The 24,138-nt window shown below is 63.2% G+C and carries 22 protein-coding genes; 15 read left to right on the top strand and 7 right to left on the bottom strand.

The window, feature by feature from the left end; translation table 11 throughout:
• Positions 1 to 12: 12 nt before the first annotated feature.
• Positions 13 to 390, top strand: a complete 378-nt coding sequence (locus AAZU54_RS21945; RefSeq protein WP_186556244.1) for a hypothetical protein — start codon at positions 13 to 15, stop codon at positions 388 to 390.
• Between the two features lie 64 nt (positions 391 to 454).
• Here AAZU54_RS21945 and AAZU54_RS21940 read toward each other — a convergent pair whose 3' ends face one another.
• Positions 455 to 664 (bottom strand): cold-shock protein, encoded by a 210-nt coding sequence (locus tag AAZU54_RS21940; protein ID WP_186556243.1) that lies wholly within the window; start codon positions 662 to 664, stop codon positions 455 to 457.
• 233 nt (positions 665 to 897) lie between these two features.
• Here AAZU54_RS21940 and plsB point away from each other — a divergent pair, with 233 nt between their 5' ends.
• The 4 genes from plsB (at position 898) to AAZU54_RS21920 (ending at position 5,417) form a co-directional block, all read left to right on the top strand.
• Positions 898 to 3,366, top strand: a complete 2,469-nt coding sequence (plsB, locus tag AAZU54_RS21935) for a glycerol-3-phosphate 1-O-acyltransferase PlsB (protein ID WP_434727670.1) — start codon at positions 898 to 900, stop codon at positions 3,364 to 3,366.
• 97 nt (positions 3,367 to 3,463) lie between these two features.
• Positions 3,464 to 4,174: a hypothetical protein gene (locus AAZU54_RS21930; RefSeq protein ID WP_312151671.1), complete on the top strand. Its 711-nt coding sequence runs from the start codon at positions 3,464 to 3,466 to the stop codon at positions 4,172 to 4,174.
• Between the two features lie 121 nt (positions 4,175 to 4,295).
• The gene (locus AAZU54_RS21925) at positions 4,296 to 4,694 is read left to right on the top strand and encodes a YbaY family lipoprotein (protein WP_186556240.1); all 399 of its coding nucleotides are present in this window, start codon (positions 4,296 to 4,298) and stop codon (positions 4,692 to 4,694) included.
• Positions 4,695 to 4,727: 33 nt separating this feature from the next.
• On the top strand, positions 4,728 to 5,417 hold the full coding sequence (locus AAZU54_RS21920) for a DUF4197 domain-containing protein (RefSeq protein WP_186556239.1): 690 nt from the start codon (positions 4,728 to 4,730) through the stop codon (positions 5,415 to 5,417).
• Positions 5,418 to 5,462: 45 nt separating this feature from the next.
• On the opposite strand, the gene AAZU54_RS21915 is transcribed toward AAZU54_RS21920, so the two are convergent.
• Together AAZU54_RS21915 and AAZU54_RS21910 are read right to left on the bottom strand one after the other, a co-directional pair.
• Positions 5,463 to 8,528 (bottom strand): efflux RND transporter permease subunit, encoded by a 3,066-nt coding sequence (locus AAZU54_RS21915; protein ID WP_186556238.1) that lies wholly within the window; start codon positions 8,526 to 8,528, stop codon positions 5,463 to 5,465.
• 6 nt (positions 8,529 to 8,534) lie between these two features.
• Positions 8,535 to 9,635 (bottom strand): efflux RND transporter periplasmic adaptor subunit, encoded by a 1,101-nt coding sequence (locus AAZU54_RS21910; protein ID WP_186556237.1) that lies wholly within the window; start codon positions 9,633 to 9,635, stop codon positions 8,535 to 8,537.
• A 171-nt stretch (positions 9,636 to 9,806) separates the two neighbouring features.
• On the opposite strand from AAZU54_RS21910, the gene AAZU54_RS21905 reads away from it, so the two are divergent.
• A complete protein-coding gene (locus AAZU54_RS21905; RefSeq protein WP_434727669.1) occupies positions 9,807 to 10,448 on the top strand; it encodes a TetR/AcrR family transcriptional regulator in 642 nt (213 codons plus the stop codon).
• A 51-nt stretch (positions 10,449 to 10,499) separates the two neighbouring features.
• On the opposite strand, the gene AAZU54_RS21900 is transcribed toward AAZU54_RS21905, so the two are convergent.
• The 4 genes from AAZU54_RS21900 to AAZU54_RS21885 form a co-directional block, all read right to left on the bottom strand.
• On the bottom strand, positions 10,500 to 11,258 hold the full coding sequence (locus AAZU54_RS21900) for a collagen-like protein (protein ID WP_186556235.1): 759 nt from the start codon (positions 11,256 to 11,258) through the stop codon (positions 10,500 to 10,502).
• Positions 11,251 to 11,526, bottom strand: coding sequence for a DUF1145 domain-containing protein (locus AAZU54_RS21895; RefSeq protein ID WP_186556234.1), 276 nt, complete (start codon positions 11,524 to 11,526; stop codon positions 11,251 to 11,253). The genes AAZU54_RS21900 and AAZU54_RS21895 overlap by 8 nt, the downstream gene beginning before the upstream one ends.
• A gap of 96 nt (positions 11,527 to 11,622) precedes the next feature.
• On the bottom strand, positions 11,623 to 12,345 hold the full coding sequence (locus AAZU54_RS21890) for an OmpA family protein (RefSeq protein WP_434727668.1): 723 nt from the start codon (positions 12,343 to 12,345) through the stop codon (positions 11,623 to 11,625).
• Between the two features lie 88 nt (positions 12,346 to 12,433).
• Positions 12,434 to 13,126 (bottom strand): OmpA family protein, encoded by a 693-nt coding sequence (locus AAZU54_RS21885; protein WP_312151676.1) that lies wholly within the window; start codon positions 13,124 to 13,126, stop codon positions 12,434 to 12,436.
• A gap of 148 nt (positions 13,127 to 13,274) precedes the next feature.
• Here AAZU54_RS21885 and AAZU54_RS21880 point away from each other — a divergent pair, with 148 nt between their 5' ends.
• From AAZU54_RS21880 to AAZU54_RS21840, 9 genes are all read left to right on the top strand, one after another.
• Positions 13,275 to 13,769: a DUF6231 family protein gene (locus tag AAZU54_RS21880; protein ID WP_186556231.1), complete on the top strand. Its 495-nt coding sequence runs from the start codon at positions 13,275 to 13,277 to the stop codon at positions 13,767 to 13,769.
• 4 nt (positions 13,770 to 13,773) lie between these two features.
• Positions 13,774 to 14,250 (top strand): YchJ family protein, encoded by a 477-nt coding sequence (locus AAZU54_RS21875; RefSeq protein ID WP_434727667.1) that lies wholly within the window; start codon positions 13,774 to 13,776, stop codon positions 14,248 to 14,250.
• Between the two features lie 2 nt (positions 14,251 to 14,252).
• Entirely contained in the window at positions 14,253 to 14,726 is a 474-nt protein-coding gene (locus AAZU54_RS21870; protein ID WP_186556229.1) for an LEA type 2 family protein, read from the top strand.
• A gap of 6 nt (positions 14,727 to 14,732) precedes the next feature.
• A complete protein-coding gene (locus AAZU54_RS21865) occupies positions 14,733 to 14,936 on the top strand; it encodes an SEC-C metal-binding domain-containing protein (RefSeq protein ID WP_033694179.1) in 204 nt (67 codons plus the stop codon).
• A 179-nt stretch (positions 14,937 to 15,115) separates the two neighbouring features.
• Positions 15,116 to 17,554, top strand: coding sequence for a penicillin acylase family protein (locus tag AAZU54_RS21860; protein ID WP_434727666.1), 2,439 nt, complete (start codon positions 15,116 to 15,118; stop codon positions 17,552 to 17,554).
• Positions 17,555 to 17,703: 149 nt separating this feature from the next.
• Entirely contained in the window at positions 17,704 to 18,720 is a 1,017-nt protein-coding gene (locus tag AAZU54_RS21855) for a ligase-associated DNA damage response exonuclease (protein ID WP_186556227.1), read from the top strand.
• A complete protein-coding gene (locus AAZU54_RS21850; protein ID WP_186556226.1) occupies positions 18,717 to 20,375 on the top strand; it encodes an ATP-dependent DNA ligase in 1,659 nt (552 codons plus the stop codon). The genes AAZU54_RS21855 and AAZU54_RS21850 overlap by 4 nt, the downstream gene beginning before the upstream one ends.
• 97 nt (positions 20,376 to 20,472) lie before the next feature.
• Positions 20,473 to 21,588: a succinylglutamate desuccinylase/aspartoacylase family protein gene (locus AAZU54_RS21845; protein WP_405129582.1), complete on the top strand. Its 1,116-nt coding sequence runs from the start codon at positions 20,473 to 20,475 to the stop codon at positions 21,586 to 21,588.
• A gap of 64 nt (positions 21,589 to 21,652) precedes the next feature.
• On the top strand, positions 21,653 to 24,103 hold the full coding sequence (locus AAZU54_RS21840; RefSeq protein WP_186556224.1) for a ligase-associated DNA damage response DEXH box helicase: 2,451 nt from the start codon (positions 21,653 to 21,655) through the stop codon (positions 24,101 to 24,103).
• Positions 24,104 to 24,138: the final 35 nt, after the last annotated feature.

The raw sequence follows: 24,138 nt of genomic DNA, 5'->3' as shown, positions 1-24,138 counted from the left end.
CGGAGCCTTTTTATGCGCCAACCCGATATCGAGATCTACCTCAAGGACAGCGACGTCGACCACAAGCAGATTTCTGCCTGGCTCGCCCAAGCGCTGGGCCCTTGCAGCGAATGGAAGCAAAAAGGCCAGACCTGGAAATGCCAGGCCGGTAACATTCCGGTCACCTGGTTACCCAAGGCTGTAGGGAAATGGAACAGCCTGTACCTGGAAAGCGACCAGACCCCATGGGACGACGACATCGCCTGCGCACGCGCAGCCTTTGCCGCGCTCAACGTGGAAATACGTTGCGCACCGGGTAGCTGGGCGGAAGAACAAGGGGAAGAAGATGCCGATCGCTGGATCCGCATCAGTGCCGACGGTGAAGAGGAAATCACCTGGCGTACGAGCTGAAGCTCGTTGCGCTTGGCATCAGGCTGCAAGTTCCACGGTCAACTTGCAGCTTGAAGCTTGAGGCTTAAAGACCGACTACATCCTCGGCCTGCAGGCCTTTCTGGCCCTGGGTCAAGTTGTACTCGACCTGCTGCCCTTCGACCAGGCTACGATGACCCTCACCGCGGATTGCCCGATAGTGGACGAATACATCCGCACCACCTTCGCGCTGAATGAAGCCATAACCCTTGGCATCGTTGAACCACTTTACATTCCCAGTCTCACGAGACGACATCTGAACTACTCCGGTTTTTTATTGTGAAGATCGCCTTGCTGACACAGGTTCTCCACCCTGTGCCGACACAGCTTGCCGAAATATCCTGCAAGGTGCGGACCGAGTATATGACAGAGAACAAAGAAAATTCATGACCGCCCCGTGAATTGCAGATTTTTGCTGAACTTACGCCGATACGGCAGACTAACTGACTGTAAATAGACCCGATCCTCTCATCAGGGCACACACATTCCATGACCCGTTCTCCCTTGCGTCGCCTGATCTTCGGCGCCCTGCGCCGCGTGCTGTACCTATGGGTGCGCTCCGAGACCATCAACCAATCGTCCCTGTCCCTCAAGCTCGATCGCAGCCGCCCGGTGTTCTACGCCCTGCCCTCGCCATCACTGACCGACCTGGCGGTAATCGATCGGGAGTGCACCAAGGCGGGGCTGCCGCGCCCGGTACTGCCCGTTGCCGTCGGCCCCTTGCAGGAACCCGCCGCTTTCTTCTACCTGACGCCAGACCCCGACTGGCTCGGCCGCCAGGATAAACGCGGTGCACCGCCCACGCTCGAGCGCCTGGTCTCAGCGATCAGCCAGCACGCGGAAGAAGACGCGCAGATCATTCCGGTGAGCGTGTTCTGGGGGCAGACCCCCGCCAGCGAATCGAGCCCATGGAAGCTGTTGTTCGCCGATAGCTGGGCCGTCACCGGGCGCCTGCGGCGCTTGCTGACCATCTTGATTCTTGGGCGCAAGACCCGCGTGCAGTTCTCCGCGCCCATCCACCTGCGCGAGCTGGTCGAGCACAACAAGGGCCACGAACGCACGGTGCGCATGGCCCAACGGCTGATGCGAGTGCATTTCCGTAACCTCAAGACGGCAGTGATCGGCCCGGACATTTCCCACCGGCGCAACCTGGTCAAGGGCCTGATCCACGACCCACTGGTGCGCCAGGCCATCGCCGATGAAGCCGAGCGCGAGAAAATCCCACTGGCCAAGGCCGAGGCCCAGGCCTTGCGCTACGGCAACGAGATCGCCTCGGACTATACCTACACCGCGATCCGCTTCCTGGAGGTTGTGCTCAGCTGGTTCTGGAACAAGATCTACGACGGCATCAAGGTCAATCACATCGAGCAGGTGCAGGGCATCGCCCCCGGCCACGAAGTGATCTACGTGCCGTGTCACCGCAGCCATATCGACTACCTGCTGCTGTCGTACCTGCTGTTTCGCAATGGCCTGACCCCGCCGCACATCGCTGCCGGCATCAACCTCAATATGCCGGTGATCGGCGGGCTGCTGCGGCGCGGCGGGGCGTTCTTCATGCGCCGCACCTTCAAGGGCAACCCGTTGTACACGGCCGTTTTCAACGAGTACCTGCACACCCTGTTCACCAAGGGTTTTCCGGTGGAGTACTTCGTCGAGGGCGGGCGTTCGCGTACCGGGCGCATGCTGCAACCGCGCACCGGCATGCTGGCGATCACCCTGCGCAGTTTCCTGCGATCCTCGCGTACGCCGATTGTCTTCGTGCCGGTGTACATCGGCTACGAGCGCGTGCTGGAAGGCCGCACCTACCTGGGCGAGCTGCGCGGCGCAAGCAAGAAGAAGGAGTCGATCTTCGACATCTTCAAGGTCATCGGCGCGCTGAAGCAGCGCTTCGGCCAGGTCTACGTCAACTTCGGTGAACCGATCCGCCTGGCCGGCTTTCTCGACCAGCAGCAACCTGGCTGGCGCGAGCAGGCGCTCGGTCCGCAGTTCCGCCCGGCCTGGCTGAATGAAACCACCACCCGCCTGGGCGAAACCGTGGCCCGTCACCTCAACGAGGCGGCGGCGATCAACCCGGTCAACCTGGTGGCACTGGCGCTGCTCTCGACCAGTCGCCACGCCCTCGACGAACGCGCGCTGGTGCGCATTCTCGACCTGTACCTGGCGCTGCTACGCCAAGTGCCCTACTCGTCGCACACCACCTTGCCCGAGGGCAATGGCCTGGCCTTGATCAAGCACGTGCGGGGCATGGACCTGCTGGCCGAGCAGAACGATGCGATGGGCCGCATCCTGTATCTGGATGAAGCCAACGCGGTTTTGATGACCTACTACCGCAACAACGTCATGCATATCTTCGCCCTTCCAGCGCTACTGGCGAGCTTCTTCGAGAGCAGTTCGCGGATGAGCCGCGAGCTGATCGGCCAGTACGTCAAGGCGCTGTACCCGTACCTGCAGGCGGAGCTGTTCCTGCGCTGGACGCCCGAGCAACTGGACGAGGTCATCGATCAGTGGCTGGCAGCTTTTGTCGAGCAAGGCCTGCTGCGCTTCGAAAACCAGGTTTACCTGCGCCCGGCACCGAGCTCGCGACAGTTCGTGCTGTTGACCTTGCTGGCCCGCACCATCACCCAGGCCCTGCAACGCTACTACATGGCCACCTCGCTGCTGCTCAACAGCGGCCAGCAGACCCTGAGCGCCGAGGAGCTGGAAGACCTGTGCGTGATGATGGCCCAGCGCCTGTCGATCCTGCATGGCCTCAATGCTCCGGAGTTCTTCGACAAGACCCTGTTCCGTCATTTCATCCAGACGCTGATGCAACAAGGCGTGCTGCGCCCGGACAGCAACGGCAAGCTTGGTCATCACGACAAGCTCGGCGAGCTGGCCGAAGGGGTGGCCAAGCGTGTGCTATCGGCTGAGCTGCGTCTTTCGATCCGCCAGGTAGCGCTGCATCGGAATGATGTATAGGGATAACTTTCCAACTTACTCACACTCCTGCCAACACACAGACTCGTCAGTGCGCGATAACCGCGCACTTACTATTCTTCGTGGCAGGAGCCATGTTATGAGCAAAGTAAACTTTATCGAGTTGTTTGGTTCATTAAGTTTAGTCAATATACCCCGCTATGATGCAAATCCGCATCAAGTCATCATAGCCTTGACCCCACCCACTGTCACTGAACTACGCGACGCCAGGTCTTACTGCATTCAGCAATATAGTGGCACCAGCATCCCCTTCCAATTGACCGTGGACACGGCCGCTTTTGAAGCGGGCGAGGCGCTCGAGCTGGAGGCGATAATTCAGGCGGGCTTCGGCCCTGATAGCAATAAGGAACGGGTAAAAATTCCACTGATGCTCAATCATGCTACAGCGCGCGTGGAGCAGAATCTTACCGTCTCAGGTTCGAGCACATCAGCCACCCAACAACCCGCTTCAACAGTGTTCACTGAGATTCATGGCGATATTTCAATTCCTCAGATTGACGACCTGGCAGGTCACCAGCTCATCATTAGCTTACATGAAGTAGGGATGAATGATGACATGCAGCCTTTCTTCAATAGGATCAGCGAAACCAGTTATCAGGTTCGCGCACTTAAGGCCCCCTTCTCTCTTCGATACGATAACAACGTATTGACCAGCGGGCGCAGCTATGACCTTCTTATTATCCTGCGCGCGCCTTCAGGTAAGTTTGTAGCCGGTCGAAACCTGAGAAATATCGACCTGGCTAAACTCACTGAAGCCCAGCAGGTGACGCTGGGACGGCCGAGGGGATAAGGCACTCCCGAAGTGAGTCCTGAAAACCAACAACGGCACTGCAGGGCTCACTATCGGCGGAGAAAATCCGCTAAAGTCCCTGGGGTTGGCCACAAGCCAGCCCCAGGACTACGGAGATTCCATGAAAAAGCTCGTTATGCTGTGTTGCGCATCCCTGCTCGCAGCCTGTTCCAGCACCACCCCGTCGAACCAGGCCAGCCTGGATGGCGAAGTCTTCTACCTGCAGCGCATTGCCTTGCCACCGGCCGCTACCTTGAGCGTGAGCCTGCAAGACGTATCGCTGATGGACGCCCCTGCCGTGACCCTGGCCAGCCAGGCCGGCCCGGTCAAGGGTAACGTACCGCTGCCGTTCCACCTGACCTACGACCCAGCCCAAGTCAAACCCGGCCATCGCTATGCGGTCAGCGCGCGCATCGAACTGGACGGCAAACTGCTGTTCATCAATACCGAACACCACGGCGTCCAGCTCGACGGTAGCGATGTGCAGCCGGTGCGGATCAAGGTCGATCCGGTTCGCTGATCCCGGTTTATTCATTTGCATAAGGAAGTACCCATGATTCGCTCCTCCCTGCGCCTCACCACCCTGTGCGCCGGCCTGCTGCTGTCCGCCAGCGCCCTGGCGGTGTCGCTTGGCGACCTGACCCAGAACGATGCGGCTGGCGGCCTGAAGGACGCCCTGACCCAAGGCGCACAAGTTGCCGTCAAGCAACTAAGCACCCCAGGCGGTTTCAGCAACAATCCGGACGTGCGTATCGAGCTGCCGGGCAACCTGGGCAAGGCCGCCAAGGCAATGAAGATGTTCGGCAAGGGCGACCAGGTCACAGCCCTGGAAGACAGCATGAACAAAGCTGCCGAAGCTGCGGTGCCACAGGCGCAGGCGATTCTGGTCGATGCCGTGAAGAAGATGACCGTGACCGATGCCAAGGGCATTCTCAGCGGTGCAGATGACTCGGCAACCCAGTACTTGAACAAGAGCAGCCGCGAGCAGATCCGCGCCAAGTTCCTGCCGATCGTCAAGGCGGCCACCGACAAGGTTGGCGTGGTTCAGCAGTACAACAGCTTCGCCGGCCAGGCTTCGGCACTGGGCCTGGGCGATGCCAAGAGCGCCAACGTCGAGAGCTACGTGACCGAGAAGGCCCTTGACGGTCTGTTCGAGATGATCGCCAAGCAAGAGCAGAGCATTCGCCAGAACCCGGCCCAGGCGGCGACCAGCCTGGCCAAGAAAGTCTTCGGCGCCCTCTGATGTAACTGTTGAATTGTTGGGGCCGCGTTGCGGCCCCAATTATCTTCAGTCTTTCCTGACCCTGAACCACGCCGCATACAAAGCCGGCAAGAACAACAGGGTCAACACCGTGGCGACGATCAAGCCCCCCATGATCGCCACCGCCATCGGCCCATAGAACACGCTGCGCGACAGCGGAATCATCGCCAGCACCGCCGCCAACGCAGTCAGCACGATCGGCCGGAAGCGCCGCACCGTGGCCTCGATGATCGCCTGCCAACGTTGCATGCCAGAGGCGATATCCTGCTCGATCTGGTCGATCAGGATCACCGAGTTACGCATGATCATCCCCGCCAGGGCGATGGTGCCAAGCATGGCGACAAAGCCAAACGGCTGGCGGAACACCAGCAGGAACAGGGTCACGCCAATCAGCCCTAGCGGGGCGGTCAGAAACACCATCACCGTCCGCGAGAAGCTGCGCAGCTGGATCATCAGCAGGCTCAGTACCACCACGATGAACAGCGGCATGCCGGCATTCACCGACTTCTGCCCTCGCTCGGAGTCTTCAACGGTGCCGCCCACCTCCAGCAGATAACCGTCTGGCAAGCTGGCGCGTACCTCCTGCAAGGTCGGCGAGATCTGCTTGACCAAGGTCGCCGGCTGCTCCTTGTCATAGATATCGGCACGTACGGTGACCGTCGGCAGGCGATTGCGGTGCCAGATGATGCCCTCTTCAAAGCCGTACTCCAGCGTCGCCACCTGCGACAGGGCAACGCTTTGGCCATTCTCGGTGGGCAATGCCAGGCTACCGAGATTGGCCAGGTCACTGCGCTCTTGTTGAGTGCCGCGCAGGAGGATCTCGATCAGCTCGTTGTCTTCGCGGTACTGGCTCACCGTGCTACCGGTCAACGAACTCTGCAGGAAGCTCGCCAGGTGCGCGGTGCTCACACCCAAGGCACGCGCGCGGTCCTGGTCGATCTCCAGGAACACCGCCTTGCTCGGCTCTTCCCAATCCAGGTGCACGTTCACCACGTGCGGGTTTTCCCGCACCTTGTCGGCGACTTTACGGGCCAGTGCGCGGACCTTCTCGATGTGCTCGCCGGTCACACGGAACTGCACCGGGTAGCCCACGGGTGGGCCGTTTTCCAGGCGCGTGACGCGCGAGCGCAGCTCTGGGAACTGCTCATCGAGCGTGGCGATCAGCCAGCTACGCAGCGCTTCGCGATCTTCCAGGGATTTGGCCAGGACCACGAACTGGGCGAAGCTCGCCGCCGGCAGTTGCTGGTCCAGCGGCAGGTAGAAACGCGGAGAGCCGGTGCCGATATAGGCCACGTAGTTGTCGATGCCATCCTGGGCCTTGAGCAGCCCTTCGAGTCGCTTGACCTGTTCGGCGGAGTTGCTCAGCGAGGCGCCTTCGGCCAGTTTCAGGTCAATCATCAACTCAGGCCGGCCCGAGGCCGGGAAAAACTGCTGGGGCACGAAGCGGAACAACAGGATGCTACCGACAAAGGCGGCAATGGTCAGCAGGATGACTGTCTTGCGCCGCCGCACACACCACTCCACCACGCGCCGTACGCGTTGATAGAACGGTGTGGCGTACGGGTCTGGCGCATGCCCATCGCTGCCGTGGCGCGCCGCATGCAGCTTGGCCAGATCCGGCAGCAGTCGCTCACCCAGATAAGGCACGAACAACACCGCCGCGACCCACGAGGTGAGCAAGGCGATGGTCACCACCTGGAAGATCGACCGGGTGTACTCGCCGGTGCTCGACGCCGCCGTGGCGATCGGCAGGAAGCCCGCCGCCGTGATCAGGGTGCCGGTGAGCATCGGGAAGGCGGTGCTGGTCCAGGCGTAACTCGCCGCCTTGAAGCGGTCGAACCCCTGTTCCATCTTGATCGCCATCATTTCCACGGCAATGATCGCGTCATCCACCAATAGGCCCAAGGCCAGTACCAGCGCCCCAAGCGAAATCTTGTGCAGGCCGATACCGAAGTAATGCATGGCAGCGAAGGTCATGGCCAGCACCAGCGGAATCGCCAGGGCCACGACCAGGCCGGTGCGCAGCCCGAGCGAGAAGAAGCTCACCAACAAGACGATGACCAACGCCTCGACCAGCACCTGGACGAACTCGCCAACACCGGCCTTCACCGCTGCCGGCTGGTCGGACACCTTGCGCAGCTCCATCCCCGCCGGCAGGTTGTGCGCCAGCCGCTCGAACTCGCCTTCAAGAGCCTTGCCCAGCACCAGGATGTCGCCGCCATCCTTCATCGACACCGCCAGACCAATGGCATCCTCGCCCATGAAGCGCATGCGCGGCGCGGGTGGGTCGTTGAAACCGCGGTGCACCTCGGCCACATCGCCAATCCGGAAGGTGCGGTCGCCGACTCTGATCGGGAACTGGCGGATCTGCTCGACACTGTCGAAACGTCCACTGACGCGCAATTGCAGACGCTCGCTGGCGGTTTCGAAGAAGCCTGCGGTACTCACCGCATTCTGCTCCTGCAGCGCTTGCTGAACCGCCGCCAGCGGCACACCGAGGGTAGCCAGCTTGAGGTTGGACAGCTCGATCCAGATCTTCTCGTCCTGCAGGCCGATCAGCTCGACCTTGCCCACATCCTTGACCCTTTGCAGCTGGATCTGGATGCGGTCGGCGTAGTCCTTGAGCACGGCGTAGTCAAAGCCGTCGCCGGTCAGCGCATAGATATTGCCGAAGGTGGTGCCGAATTCGTCATTGAAGAATGGCCCCTGGATTTCCGGTGGCAGGGTGTGGCGAATGTCTGCGACCTTTTTGCGAATCTGGTACCACAGCTCCGGAATATCCTTGGAATGCAGTGAATCGCGGGCCATGAAGGTCACCTGCGACTCGCCCGGGCGGGAGAACGAGACGATCTTCTCGTACTCGCCCGTCTCCATCAGCTTCTTTTCGATGCGCTCGGTCACCTGGCGCGAGACCTCCTCGGCCGTCGCCCCGGGCCAGATGGTGCGGATGACCATGGCCTTGAAGGTGAACGGCGGATCCTCGCTCTGCCCCAGTTTGGTGTAGGACATCGCGCCAATGGCCGCGAGCAGGATCATCAGGAACAGTACGATCTGGCGATTGCGCAGCGCCCAGGCGGAAAGGTTGAAACCCATCGGGACTTACTCCTTGGCCGCCAGGTCTACTTCACGGTTGGTGCGATCCACCGGTCGCACTTGCTGGCCTTCGCGCAACACATGGCCGCCTGCGGCAACCACCCAGTCGCCGGCTTCGAGGCCTTCGAGCACGGGCACGCTGTCCGCGCCATAAGCGCCCAGGCGCACTGCGGCGCGGTGCAAGCGTTTGTCCTGGCCGACACGCCAGACATAGGCCTGGCCTTGCTCGGCAGTTACCGCCGACAGCGGCACCGACAGCGGCACCTGGCCGTCGTGGGCAATGAACACCCGCGCGCTCTGGCCCAGTTCGGCCGGCGTCTTGGTCGAATTGAAGGCAATTCGCGCGGCAAAGGTGCGCGAGCGTGGGTCGGCTGCTGGCGACAGCTCGCGGATATGGGCCTCGAAACGCTGGTTGGGGTGCGACCACAATTCGACGCTGACCTTCTGCCCCACCGCGAAGCGGGCGAACTGCTGCTCTGGCAGGCCAATGACCACTTCGCGTTCGCCATCGGCGGCCAGGGTAAACACCGTTTGCCCGGCGGCCACGACCTGACCCACCTCGACCTGACGCTTGGCGATCACCCCCGCCTGCGGCGCACGCAGCACGGCGTAGTCGGCCTGGTTGCCGGCGACATCGAACTCGGCCTTGGCCTGTTTCAGACGGGCAAGCCCGGCGCGATAGAGGTTCTCGGCGTTGTCGTAGAGCGAGCGGCTGACCATTTGTCGATCGAGCAGCTTCTGGTAGCGGTCACGCTCGGCCTGCACCAGGGCCAGATTGGCTTGGGCGGCGGCCAGTTGAGCGCGGTTAGCTTCCAGCTGCAAGCGGACGTCTTGCGGGTCGAGTTCAGCCAACGGCTGCTCGGCCTTGACCCGCTGGCCCTCCTCGACCAAGCGCTTGCTGACCTTGCCGGCGATGCGGAACGCCAGCTCCGGCTCGAACCGCGCTCGCACCTCACCTGGGTAGCTGTCGGCAGCCGCAGCGGCTGGTTGGGGCTGAACCACCAAGGCCGGGCGGGGTGCGGCCGGTGCTGCGGTCTGCTGACCACAGGCGGCCAGCAGCAAGGCCGCGGCGGCAGGCAAAGCGATGGACAAGGCATGACGCAACATGATGAATGACCTTTCGCGAAGAGCACTTCGAATATTTATACTGTCGAGTATATTAAATCAGGGAACCGAAGCCGGGAAGCTGGCGTCGCACAGATAATCAACATTAACGATTGGTCGCTGATTGCAGCCGGAGCGCGCCTGACCCGGTAAGATGGGCGACTGTTCACCTAGATGCGGATTCCAATGTCCAACGACGCACCCATCGGCCCTGGCCGGCCGAAGGACCTGGCCAAACGAGAGGCCATCCTCGAAGCGGCCAAGGCGCTGTTCCTCAGCCTTGGCTATGCCAACACCAGCATGGATGCGGTCGCTGCGGCGGCAGGTGTTTCAAAACTCACGGTCTACAGCCACTTCACCGACAAGCAGACCTTGTTTGGCTCTGCGGTGATGGCGACCTGTCAGACGCAATTGCCTGAGCTGATCTTCGAATTGCCCGACGGCGTGCCGTTGGATCAGGTGCTGTTGAACATCGCCCGCGGCTTCCAGGCGCTGATCAGCAGTGACGAGTCGGTGAAATTGAGCCGTTTGATCATTGCCCTGGGCAGCCAGGACCCAGGCTTTGGCCAGTTCTTCTACGAAGCAGGGCCCAAGCGGGTACTGAGCGAGATGGAGGCGCTGCTACGCTCGGTGGCTGAGCGCGGGTTGTTGCAGATCGATAACCCCTTGCGAGCGGCCGAGCATTTTTTCTGCTTGATCAAGGGCGCGCCGGATTATCGCTTGCTGCTGGGCTGTGCGCCGGCGTTGTCGGTGGATGAGGCAGAGGTGCATGTGCGCGAAGTGGTGGGCTTGTTTATGCGGGCTTATCAGTTTTAGGTTTTCACCTCATCGCAGGCTTGCCCCGCGATGAGGCCCATGCCAATTAAATTACAGCCGCTGCAAAATCAACTCTCCCGCAGCCCCCGCCAACCCAGGTTGCCCCGGCTCACCCGCACGCCCATTGGCCCCAGCATCGGTGCGATACACCAGACAGCCTTTGCTAGAGCCTCCTGCCCCAGCCTTGCCGGCAGCACCCGGCTTACCCGGCGCACCGCCCTCCAGACGAACCTGTACACGTTCCTGCGGATAGCCCTCAGGCAAGGCAAGACGGATCCGCCCACCGGCCGCGCCGTCATGGCCATTGCCGCCATTGTCGCCATTAGCCCCACGACTAGCCTGGCCCCAGGTGCAACCACCGGCCTTGCCATTGGCACCATCGAGGCCGACATACCCAGGCGCCCCTGCCCCACCGCGAGCATCGATCGCCAGCCGATCCGCGTCCAGGGCATGCAACTGCACATCCAGATTGCGCCCCGGTCGAGCAGCCCGCTCATAGCTGCCCGGCGCGCCTGGCGCACTGATCTCACTGCCCTCGGCAAAACGGGCATTGCCCGCTTCGATACTCAAGGCCGTTTCAGCGGGCGCCACGGCAATTCGCGCATCACGGCCAAGCTCCAGCTGATCGACTTTCAGCGAGGTCAGCGACGCCGGTAGCAACAACGTCGCAGAATCCGCAACGCGTAGGTGCTCAAGGTGCACGCTGCTGGCTTTATTGGCCAAACGCAGCACCGAATGGGCGGCGACTTCCAGGCTTTCGGCGTGAGCCAGCGGGCTGGTCAATGCAACCAGCAACATCAATTTACGCACGGCGCGGCGCCTCCTGCGGCTTGGGAATGGACATTACATGGAAAATACCCGTCAGCAGGATCTGCAGACGGTCGAACCAGCGGTGGCTGCGTTGGCGCAGGCTGGCGTTGAAGAACAGCACTTCGAGCACATGCAGGCCCAGCAGTAAGATACCCGCAGCATTGATCAGTAGATTGAACGGCAGCGGCTGGGGCATAAGCCAGTTCACCAGCACCACCCACCAGAACACCACGGTCAGGGCCTTGCCCAGGCCCAGGATGAACTTCATACCCCGCCCCCTGAGTTGTTGTTATGACGAAGCGGCCCGTTCGAGCGGGCCGATTCGGCAACAGTAACCGCATGGCAGAAAGCGCGCCAGAGGGGTTCAGTTCAGGTGCAGTTCCACCCGTCGGTTGAGCGCGCGGCCTTCCTCGGTGTCGTTGTCGGCCACCGCCTCGCTCTTGCCGCGGCCTTGGCTGGTCACCTTGCTGGCCGCCACTCCCTGGCTGATCAGGTACTCGGCGACACTGCTGGCACGGCGTTCGGACAAGGTTTGGTTATAGCTGTCGGAGCCTACGGCATCGGTATGGCCAATGACCTTGATGCTCGTCACGCTGGGGTCATTGAGCTTGGGCAGTACATCATGCACCCGCTGCTGGGCGGCAGGCGTGAGGGTGGCCGAGTTGAACGCGAACAGCACCTGGCCTTGGTCGTCCAAGGTGATCACCTGGGAAGTGGCTTCAGGCTCTTGCGGCGTTCCGCTGGCAGGTGGATAACCCACGAACGGACAGCCCATATGATCGACCTGGGTGCCCGCCGGCGTATCCGGGCAGCGGTCGCGGCGGTCGAAGACGCCGTCGCCATCCTCGTCGCCATCCTGGGCGTAGCAGATCAGACCGCCCGCGATCGCTCCGGCCGCGCCAAGCCCGGCCGCCCAACTGGAACTCTCGATAGCGCCCAGGCCACCGCCGGCCAGCCCGCCAAGCAGGCTGCACAGTGGCCAGGTCCTTTGATTGAGGGGCGCACTGCCGTCACTGTGGGTTGCGCAGCCTGTGAGCAGACTTGACGCCAACAGCAACGGCAGAGCCGCCTTCGACATAACACTCATGGTGAATGCTCCTGTGTCACCGGCCGCTACCGGTCTGACAGGAGTAAAGACGCGCCCGCGCCACTTCTCAAGGCGCGGGCACCTGCCATCAACGCTGGATCTTGATTTCCGTACGCCGGTTCATGGCCCGCCCATCAGCGCTAGCGTTGTCGGCAACAGGCTGGGTTTCGCCAGCGCCAACCACCGAGACGAAGCTGCTGCGCGGCACGCCACTTTCAACCAGGTAATCGGTGACCGAATGGGCCCGACGCTCGGACAGTTTCTGGTTGTAGCTGTCGGAGCCGACGCTATCGGTATGCCCGGTAACGCTCAAGCGAGCGCTGGCCGCCTCTTGCTTCAATCGTGTCGCGATGGTGTTCAAGCGCTCCTTGTCGGCGGCGGTCAGGCGGGCGGAGTCGAACTCGAAGTGAACGTCGCGAATGACAATGACTTCTTCCTTCTCGACCACCACTTCCTCGACCACGGCAACCGGCTCAGGCGGGCAGCCATTGGCGTCGACCTGCACCCCACGCGGGGTACCAGGGCACTTGTCGCGGCTGTCAGGCACGCCATCGCCATCTTCGTCACCATCGCCGTGGGCCCAGCAGTAACCCGCCGCCAGGCCACCGCCCAGTAGCGCGCCCCAACCCGCCCAGCTGGAACTCTCGATGGCGCCAAGCGCTGCGCCGCCCACACCCCCGACGGCAGCACACTTCGGCCAGTCGGTTTTTTGCAAACCTGCACAACCAGTCAACACACTGGTGAGCAGTACCAGGGGTATCGCTGTGCGTACTATGCTCATTTTGTTGCGTCTCCTAGGGGGAATCGGCAGATGGCCGATCCCTGGGAGTAAAGACCGCACATTTCCTCTCTGCCAGCGATAAGCCACGATGCGCTTTGCCCGCGCGCCGGGGACGGCTAGTCTTGAACACCCCCAACGAGGATTGGCAATGACCGACGGTTTTTCCCAACGCACCCCGCAACAGGCACTGGCAGCCCTGCTAGAGCGCTTCACGCCGCAGCGGCTGTTGCTGGTGGGCACGCGCTTTCCCGCCCTGGACGCGTTCGCCCAGGCCCACCCCGAGGTCACGATAGAAGTGGCCGAACCCGGCGCATTGCCGGCACCCGTAGCGGCGCAACGTTACGATCTGGCCGTGCTGGTCGATTGCCTGGAGCACCTGCCCAAGCGCAACGGCTTGCAACTGCTCGGCGGCATCCGCAACCTCAATGCCAGCCGGGTCGCGGTATTGGCCGACCTGGCCGCCTGTGGCTGGCACGACACCGATTTCTTCTCCCTGGCAATGTCAGCCAGCGAGAAATTCCGCCGTGACCAGCAGGTATTGAGCCTGTTCACCTATGATCTACATGACTACAAGCAAGTCCCGGACTGGCTCAACGCCAGGTTCTGGGCCAACCCTGAAAATTTTGGCAAGTATTGGTGGTGATTTGATGAGTGTCTCGGTCTGCCCCTGTGGCAGCGGCAACCTGCTCGACGCCTGCTGCGGGCCTTATCATTCCGGTACCCCGGCCCCGGACGCGCAGGCCTTGATGCGTTCGCGCTACAGCGCCTACGTGCTGGGCCTGATCGACTACCTGGTGGCGACCACCCTGCCTGCCCAGCAAGCGGGCCTGGATCGCAACGCAATCGCGGCGTGGAGCGCGCAAAGTACCTGGCTGGGCCTGGAAGTGGAGAGCGCCGAGGTGCTCGGCGGCCAACCCGAGCATGCCTTCGTCACCTTCACCGCGCGCTGGCACGATGCACAAGGCGAGCATGCCCATCGCGAACGCTCGGCCTTCGTCCAACGGGATGGGCGCTGGTACTTCATCGACCCGACCGTAGGCCTGAAGGCCACGCGCAACGACCCCTGCCCCTGCGCCAGTGGGCAGAAATTCAAGAAATGCTGTTCCAGTTACGTCGGTAGCTGAGCATGAGCGCCCTGGCCCGCCTGCTGCTGCTCAGCCTGGTGCTGCTGGTAGCCGGTTGTGCCAGCTGGGGGGGCGACGACTGGCGCGAACCTGAGGTGCATCTGGTCAAGGTCGAGACCGTCAAGGCGCGTTTGCACCAGCAAGAGTTCGTGCTGCACCTGCGGGTCGACAACCCTAACGACAGTCGCCTGTTCATTCGCAACCTGGGGTATTCGCTGCGGCTCAATCAACTGACGCTGGTGGAGGATGAAACCAGCGTCTGGCGCAGTGTCGGCGGGCACGCCCGGCGGACCTTCAAGATCACCGCCCGAACCAACCTCTGGCAGCACCTCAAGCCCCTGGCCAAGCTCCTCAAGAGCCGCCAGCCGCTGCGCTATCAACTGCAGGCTGAGCTCAATACCGGGCTGATCATCTGGCGAAGCCTGCACTTGTCGCGCAGTGGTGAGATAATGCCCGGCGATTTCAACCCGGAGTGACCCGCAATGACTCAACAACCCCATGTCCATGGCCCTGACTGCAACCACGATCATGATCACCACCACGATCACGACCATGGCCATGTGCACGGCCCGCACTGCAACCACGGCCACCAGGAGCCGGTGCGCAACGCCCTGAAGGACGTTGGCCGCAACGACCCATGCCCGTGCGGTAGCGAGAAAAAATTCAAGAAGTGCCACGGCGCCTGATCCACGCCCGGTACTGGCCTCTTCGCGGGTTTACCCGCGAACGAGCGCAGCTCGATCTCCCGCCCGGCGACCACTGGGCAGCCCCACGAAAATAAAGCTTTGCAGCACCTTGCATGGCGCCCCCTCGCTCACTACCTTAGCGCCTTTCGAACTCCGCCACGCCTTGCAGGAGCCTTGTCATGGCCGCGCCCGCCTTTCCTCCCATCCGTCCCCGCTTCGCCGCCATGGCGCTGCTCAGCCTGTTCGGTCTCGCCGGCTGCCAGATGGGCGGCTATCAGGACAGCGTGCCACCGACCACTGGCGTGCAGCCACTCAAAGGCCTGGCGCAGAACGTTTCGGTACGCCGCAACGCCATGGGCGCGCCGCTGATCGAGAGCAGCAACTTCCACGATGCGCTGTTCAGCCTGGGCTACGTGCATGCCGGTGATCGCATCGAGCAGATGATCAGCATGCGCTTGCTGGCCCAGGGCCGTTTGGCCGAACTCGCAGGCCCCGAGGCGCTGGATATCGACCGCTTGATGCGCGCCGCCAATCTCAAGCAGAACGCAGCCCAGCTGTACGCCGATGCGTCGCCGCGGCTCAAGCGCTTCTTCGAAGTCTATGCGCGCGGGGTCAACGCCTACCTGTTCCGCTACCGCGACAAACTGCCGGCCGAGCTCGCCCGCAGTGGCTATCGCCCGGAATACTGGAAGCCTGAGGATTCGGCACTGGTGTTCAGCCTGTATGCCTTCAGCCAATCGGTGAATGTGCAGGAAGAGCTGGCGGCCCTGACCCTTGCGCAAAAAGTTGGCAGCGACAAGCTGGCTTGGCTACTGCCTGGTGCGCCGGACGAGCCGCTGGCCGAATCCGAAGTCGACAAGCTCAAGGGGCTCAACCTGGCCAGCCAATTGCCAGGCCTGGCGGCCCTGACCAGCGCCAGCCAAAAGCTCGCCGACCTTGGCCTGCTCGGCAGCCCAGGCTCGGCCAACCTCGCCCTGGGCCCGCAGCGCAGCCGCAGTGGCAAGAGCCTGTTGGCCAGTGATAGCCGCGCCGCCTGGGCACTGAGCCCGGTCCAGATCCATACCGGCAAGTACCAGGTCGCCGGCCTGTCGCTGCCGGGCTTGCCGATTCTGCTCGGCGGCTACAACGGCAAGCTGGCCTGGAGCAGCAGTGCGGTCATGGCCGATAATCAGGACCTGTACCTGGAACAGGTACGCCGCCAGGGCACTCAACTGACCTACCTGGCCGATGGCAAATGGCTGCAAGCCCGCGCCCGCAGCGAAACCTTCTTCGCCCGCGGCCAGCGCCCACTGCGCGAAGTCATGTACGACACCCGCCACGGCACCCTGCTCGGCCAACCGGGCACTAACGGCCTGGGCCTGGCCCTGAGCCTGCCGCAGCTCAAGGGTGATCGCAGCCTCGATGCGCTGTTCGACCTGACCCGTGCGGCCAACGTCGAGCGCGCCTTCGACAGCACCCGCGAGGTCGGTGCAGCCGCCCTGAACTTTGTCTTCGCCGAGCCCCAGCACATTGGCTGGCAGGTCAGCGGCCGCTACCCCAATCGCCGTGAAGGCCAGGGCCTGCTGCCCTCGCCAGGCTGGGACGGGCGGTATGACTGGGACGGCTACGCCGACCCGATGCTGCACCCCTACGATCAGGACCCACCAGCAGGCTGGATTGGCCATGCCAACCAGCGCAGCCTGCCCAAGGGCTACGGCATGCAGCTGTCCAACACCTGGTACTACCCGGAGCGCGCCGAGCGCCTGGCGCAGTTGGCAGGTAACGGCCGTCACGACAGCCGTAGCCTGATGGCGCTGCAGAACGACCAGGTCACCTTGTTGGCGGACAAACTCAAGCAGATGTTCGACGCTCCAGGCATGGCCCAACCGCTCAAGCAGGCCATTGATGCCCTGCCCGGAGCACAACGCGACAAGGCGCGCGACGCCCTGGCCCGGCTCAAGGCCTTCGATGGCCGCCTGAGCCCGGTGTCGGCGGATGCCGCGCTGTATGCGCTGTTCTTGCAGGAAGTAGCCCGGCAAACCTTCCTCGACGAGCTTGGCCCTGAGTCCAGCCCCGCTTGGCAGGCATTCGTCAGCAATGCCCAGTTGTCCTATTCGGCCCAGGCCGACCATCTGCTGGGCCGTGAAGACAGCCCGTTCTGGGATGACCGCAGCACGTCAGGGAAAGAAGACAAACCCACCATCCTCGCTCGCAGCCTGGCCGGCGCAGTGGATGCCGGCACTGCGCAACTGGGCGCTGACCGTCGCGCCTGGCAATGGGGCAAGTTGCACCAGTACCGCTGGCCAGCGGCCAACTACCATGGCCTGGGCGATGCCATCAGCCGTGCGCCAATCGCCGCCGGTGGTGATTTCAGCACATTGGCGATGACGCCGTATGCCTGGGGGCGCAACTTCGACACGCAACTGCCGGCCTCGGCGCGGATGATCGTCGACTTCGGCCAGGCAGAGCCCTTGCAGCTGCTGACCAGCAGTGGCCAGTCCGGTAATCCGGCCAGCCGGCATTACGCTGATGGCCTGGATGCCTGGTTCAAGGGGCGGTTCATGAGCCTGCCCACCCAGCCGCAGAACTTTGCTCGGGCCTATGGCAGCCAGCGCCTGACCTTGGTACCGGGCAAGTAAGCAGACAACGAAATGGGCGTAATGCTGTTCACTTAAGGCCCTTGTCGCCTGCTTTGGGGCCGCTTTGCGCCCCAAAATCTGCCAACCCAAGCGAACTTCCCCTGTCAGCACACGCTCCTACTTGGTAACCCCTAGCCAGCGCGCCTGCCATGGATCTTGTGATCGCCCGCCCCGAAGGCCTGTACTGCCCGCCCGGTGATTTCTACATCGACCCGTGGCGTCCGGTCGAGCGCGCGGTGATCACCCATGGTCATGGCGACCACGCGCGCACCGGCAATGCGCGCTACCTGACTGCCGAACCCGGCGCGGGGGTTCTGCGCAGCCGCCTGGGCGCGGACATCAACCTGCAGACCCTGGCCTACGGCGAGCGCCTCGATCACCACGGCGTTACCTTGAGCTTGCATCCTGCCGGGCACGTGCTCGGCTCGGCCCAGGTGCGCCTGGAATACCAGGGCGAGGTGTGGGTGGCCTCCGGCGACTACAAGGTCGAGCCCGACGCCACCTGCGCGCCCTTCGAGCCGGTCCGTTGCCACACCTTCATCACCGAATCGACCTTCGGCCTGCCGATCTACCGCTGGCCGCCACAGGCGGTGATATTCGAGCAGATCAACAGCTGGTGGCGGGCCAATCGCGATCAGGGCAAGGCCAGCGTGCTGTTCTGCTATGCCTTCGGCAAAGCGCAGCGCATCCTGCATGGGCTGGATGCGGGCATCGGGCCGATTCTTGTGCATGGCGCGGTCGAGCCGCTGAACCGGGTCTACCGCGACGCCGGGGTGGCCCTGCCTGAAACCCACTATGCCGGTGACTTTATCCGTAGCGATCCGCTGCTGCGCCAAGCCATCGTACTGGCGCCACCGTCTGCTGGCGGCAGCAGCTGGATGAAACGGTTTGGCGACTACAGCGACGCCTTCGCTAGCGGCTGGATGCGCTTGCGCGGCACCCGTCGGCGACGCGGGGTGGATCGTGGTTTCGTCTTGTCTGACCACGCCGACTGGCCTGGATTGCTCTGGGCCATCGAGCAAACCGGGGCCGAGCGGGTGATGGTGACCCATGGCTCGGTCAATGTGCTGGTGCGCTACCTGAGTGAACGCGGGCTCGATGCCCGTGGATTCGTCACCGAATACGGCGATGAAGACGATGCCAGCGCCGAGCAGGCTTCGCCATGAAGGCCTTCGCCGAGCTCTACCTGCGCCTGGATGCGACCACTTCCAGCAATGCCAAGCTGCAAGCCCTGCGCGACTACTTCAGCCAGGCTCCGGCCAAGGATGCGGCGTGGGCGGTGTATTTTCTCGCCGGCGGCCGCCCCCGGCAGTTGGTGCCGACGCGGCTGCTGCGTGAACTTGCCATTGAGCTGTCGCGCCTGCCGGACTGGCTATTCGAAGAAAGCTACCAAGCGGTGGGCGATCTGGCCGAGACCATTTCCCTGCTGCTGCCGGACAACCCCCACGGCAGCGAGCAAGGCCTGGCTGAATGGGTCGAGCAGCACTTGCTGCCGCTGCGTGGGCAGCCCCCGGAGGCGGTGCGCGAGCGTCTGCCGCAGCTGTGGGCGCAGCTCGACCGGCAGAGCCTGATGCTGTGTCTTAAGCTGATCACCGGCAGCTTTCGGGTTGGCGTCTCCAAGCTGCTGGTCACCCGCGCCCTGGCCCATCTGGCCGAGCTCGATGCCAAGCGCGTAGCGCAGCGCATGGTCGGCTACACCGACCTAAGCCATAAACCCAGCGCCGACAGTTACCTGAAACTGATCGCCGCCGAGTCTGCCGATGAACACAGCCAGCGTGGCGGGCAGCCCTACCCGTTCTTTCTCGCCCACGCATTGCAGGCACCTACCGAGCAGTTCGACGGCCTGCTCGGCCCGCCCAGCGACTGGCAAGTGGAGTGGAAATGGGATGGCATCCGCGCCCAGGTGGTCAAGCGTGATGGTCAGTTGTGGATCTGGTCGCGGGGCGAGGAATTGGTGACCGAGCGCTTCCCCGAACTGCACAGCCTGGCCTCGACCTTGCCCGATGGCTGCGTGCTCGACGGCGAGATCCTGGTCTGGAAACCTGGCGCCACGGCCGCAGAAGTGGCAGTGCAACCGTTCGCTTTGCTGCAGCAGCGCCTTGGCCGCAAAACCCTGGGCAAGAAGCTGCTGGCCGATGCGCCGGTGGTACTGCAGGCGTACGACCTGCTCGAATGGCAGGACCAGGACTGGCGCAACCGGCCCCAGCACGAGCGGCGCGCGCAACTGGAACGGCTGGTGGAGCAATACCCGCTGGCACCTGTCCTGCTCTCGCCCTTGCTGCAAGGTGATGACTGGGCGGATCTCGCCCGCCAGCGTGAGCAGTCACGCAGCCTTGGGGTGGAAGGCTTGATGCTCAAGCAGCGCGAGGCGCTCTACGGGGTCGGGCGAACCAAGGACATGGGCGTGTGGTGGAAGTGGAAGATCGAGCCGTTCAGCGTCGATGCGGTACTGATCTACGCCCAACGCGGCCATGGCCGGCGCGCCAGCCTCTACAGCGACTACACCTTTGCCGTCTGGGATGCGCCTGCTGGCACTGCCCAGCGCAGCTTGGTGCCCTTCGCCAAGGCCTATTCGGGGCTCAGTGACGAAGAGATGCGCAAGGTTGACGCGATCATTCGCAAGACCACGGTGGAAACCTTCGGTCCGGTGCGCAGTGTGACCCCTACCCTGGTGTTCGAACTGGGCTTCGAAGGCATCGCCCTGTCCAAGCGGCACAAGAGCGGCATTGCCGTGCGCTTTCCGCGAATGCTGCGCTGGCGATTGGATAAGCCAGTGGATGAGGCGGATGACCTGGGCACCCTGCAAGCATTGCTGGCCTGATTGACAGCGCAAAGCCACTGGCAACATGCGCAATCGCCAAGTTTATGCTTCTATCTTCAATCGCAGACCGTTCAACCCAACGCATACCAGGACCACCATGCACCACTCGACCCACGACCTGCTGTCTCCCGTTCCGGGTATCACCCGCCAGTTGCACAGTTTCCACTTCGGCCCACGCGGGGGTGGCAAGGTCTACATCCAGGCCTCGCTGCACGCCGACGAGCTGCCCGGCATGCTGGTCGCCTGGCATTTGAAGCAGCGCCTGCTGGAGCTTGAGCAGCAAGGCCGACTGCGCCAGGAGATTGCCTTGGTCCCGGTGGCCAATCCGGTGGGGCTGGAGCAGGTGCTGCTGGACGCCCCGCTGGGGCGCTTCGAGCTCCAGAGCGGGGAGAATTTCAACCGCAATTTCGTTGATCTGTCAGACAGCATCGGTGACCAGATCGAAGGCCACTTGACCGATGACCCAGCGCACAACCTGGCCTTGATCCGCGAGTACCTGCGCCGAGGCCTGGATGCCCACCCGGCGCGCACCCCGTTGCAGTCGCAGCGCCTGTGCCTGCAACGGCTGGCCTGCGATGCCGACATGGTGCTCGACTTGCACTGCGATTTCGAAGCGGTCGAGCACCTCTACACCACCCCAGAGGCCTGGCCCAAGGTCGAGCCGCTGGCGCGCTACCTCGGCGCCCAGGCCAGCCTGCTGGCCACCGACTCTGGTGGCCAGTCGTTCGATGAATGCTTCAGCCTGGTCTGGTGGCAGTTGCAGCAACGTTTCGGTAAACGCTTCCCGATCCCGCAGGGCAGCTTCTCGGTGACTGTCGAGCTGCGCGGCCAGGCCGATGTCAGCCATGAACTGGCGAGCAAGGACAGCCAGGCAATCATCGACTTCCTGACCCATGCCGGCGTCATCGATGGCCAGCCCGCGCCGCTGCCTGCCCTGCCCTACCCAGCCTCGCCGCTGGCTGCGGTGGAGCCGGTCACCGCGCCGCTGGGCGGTTTGCTGGTGTTCCACGCCAAACCTGGCCAATACCTGGAAGCCGGGCAACTGATCGCCGAGGTGATTGATCCGCTCAGCGATCGCGTGAGCGCTTTACGCAACAGCCAGGCAGGGTTGTTGTACGCACGTAGCGTGCGGCGCATGGCTACCAGCGGAATGGTCATCGCTCATGTTGCCGGCCAAGAGATCTGCCGTAGCGGCTACCTGCTGGGTAATTGATCGAGTAAAACCAATCGCCGCGCTCAACGGTCTGTAGAAGCACAGCCTTCGACGGATCCGCCGCATGAGCGCCTCGACCGACCTTGCCAACGCCTGGTTTACCGCCCGCGGCTGGAAACCGTTCGCTTTCCAGCGCCAGGTATGGGCGGCGGTCGAGCGAGGTGAGTCAGGCCTGGTGCATGCCAGCACAGGCGCTGGCAAGACCTATGCCGTGTGGCTGGCGGCACTGCGCGCTTTTGCCCAAGCAGGCACTGCACGCCACCCAGCGCCGCTACAGGTGCTGTGGGTCACCCCTATGCGCGCCCTGGCAGCCGACACCGCGCGCGCCTTGCAGACGCCATTGGACGAGCTGGAGCTGAACTGGAGCGTGGGCGTGCGCAGTGGCGATACCAGCGCTTCGGAGCGAGCGCGCCAAGCTCGACGCTTGCCCAGCACGCTGATCACCACACCCGAAAGCCTTACCCTGCTGCTGACCCGCGAACATGCAGTTGAGGACTTTTCTACGCTGCGCATGGTAGTCGTGGACGAATGGCACGAACTGCTCGGCAACAAGCGTGGCGTGCAGTTGCAACTGGCCTTGGCGCGCTTGCGCCGCTGGCGGCCTGAGCTGGTGGTCTGGGGGCTGTCGGCCACCCTCGGCAATCTGGAGCACGCCCGCGAAGTCTTGCTGCCTGGCGCCGGCGTACTGATAAAGGGCAGGCAAGACAAGCGTTTTGAGGTCGACACCCTGCTGCCGGAGGCCATCGAACGCTTCCCCTGGGCGGGCCATATGGGCCTGAAAATGCTCGCCCAGGTCAGCGCGCAAATCGACGCCAGCGCCAGTTGCCTGGTGTTCACCAATACCCGCGCGCAAGCCGAACTCTGGTATCAGGCCCTGCTCGAGCAGCGCCCCGACTGGGCTGGATTGATTGCCCTACACCACGCCTCGCTGGCACGGCAGACCCGCGACTGGGTCGAGCGCAGCCTCAAGCAAGGCACGCTCAAGGCGGTCATCTGCACCTCCAGCCTCGATCTGGGCGTTGACTTCCTACCGGTGGAGCGTGTGCTGCAGATTGGCTCGGCCAAGGGCATCGCCCGGCTACTGCAGCGCGCAGGGCGTTCCGGGCATGCGCCGGGGCGCGCCTCGCGGATCACCCTGGTACCTACCCACAGCCTGGAACTGGTGGAAGCCGCAGCTGCCCGCCACGCCCTGGCAGCCGGCCAGATCGAGGCTCGCCAGTCGCCGCGCTTAAGCATGGATGTGCTGGTCCAGCATGTAGTCAGCATGGCTTTGGGCAGTGGCTTTCGACCGGAGCAATTGCTCCAGGAAGTGCGCAGCACCTGGGCGTTTCGCGATTTGCGCGATAACCAGTGGCAATGGGCGCTGGACTTTGTCCGCCACGGTGGCGACTCACTCAGCGCGTACCCTGACTACCAGCGCGTAGTCGCCCACCCCGATGGTGTCTGGCGAGTGGCCAGCGAGCGCTTGGCCCGCCGCCACCGTATGGGCATCGGCACCATCGTCAGCGAGGCCAGTATCAACCTCAAGTACTGGAGCAAGGGGGGCGGTGGCAAAAGCCTGGGCAGTGTCGAAGAGGCCTTCATCGCCCGCCTGCGCCCCGGCGACACCCTGGTGTTCGCCGGCCGCGTGCTGGAGCTGGTGCGCGTCGAGAACATGACCGCCTACGTGCGTCGCAGCACCTCGCGCAAGGCAGCGGTAGCGCGCTGGAATGGCGGGCGCATGCCGCTTTCCAGCGAACTGGCCGATGCCCTGGTCGCCCAGCTGGACGCCGCCGCCCACGGCCACTTCAACGGCCCGGAGATGCGCGCCGTACGTCCCTTGCTAGCCTTGCAACACACGTGGTCAGCGCTGCCCACCGAGCAGACACTGTTGGCCGAGACGCTTACCTCGCGCCAGGGATCGCACCTGTTCCTCTACCCCTTCGCCGGACGCATGGCCAACCTGGGCCTGGCCAATCTGCTGGCCTGGCGGGTCAGCCGGGCGCAGCCACTGTCAGTGTCGATCGCCGTTAGCGACTATGGCTTTGAGCTGCTTAGCCCGAGCGCTGTCGATTGGGCCAGCTACCTGCCACCGGCGCTGTCCACCGATAACCTGCTGGAGGATGTGTTGGCCAGTCTGAACGCCGGCGAGATGGCCTTGCGGCGCTTTCGCGAAATCGCCCAGATCGCCGGTTTGGTGTTTGGCGGCTATCCGGCCGCGCAAAAAAGTACTCGGCAGATTCAGGCATCCAGTGGCCTATTCTATGAAGTGTTTCGCAAGCATGACGCGGGCAATCTACTGCTGGGTCAGGCGCGCGATGAAGTGTTGCGCGAGGAGTTGGAGATCGAACGGCTGCACCGGCAACTGCTGAAGATGAGCAGGTTGCGCTTGGATTTACGCGCGCTGCGCCGGCCCGGGCCGCTGGCGTTTGCACTATTGGTCGAAGGCATGCGCGAGACGTTGAGCACCGAGAAACTGGCCGATCGCATTGCGCGGATGGTCGCTGATTTGGAAAAAATGGCAGATAGAGGCTGAGGAGGCGCCACATCGATGAGCTACCAAGCGTTGGA

The sequence above is a fragment of the Pseudomonas sp. Je.1.5.c genome, from assembly GCF_051129895.1.
Taxonomy (GTDB): domain Bacteria; phylum Pseudomonadota; class Gammaproteobacteria; order Pseudomonadales; family Pseudomonadaceae; genus Aquipseudomonas; species Aquipseudomonas urmiensis.
The sequence above is the reverse complement of the archived record's forward strand: the minus strand, read 5'-3'. Positions and strand labels throughout refer to the sequence as shown.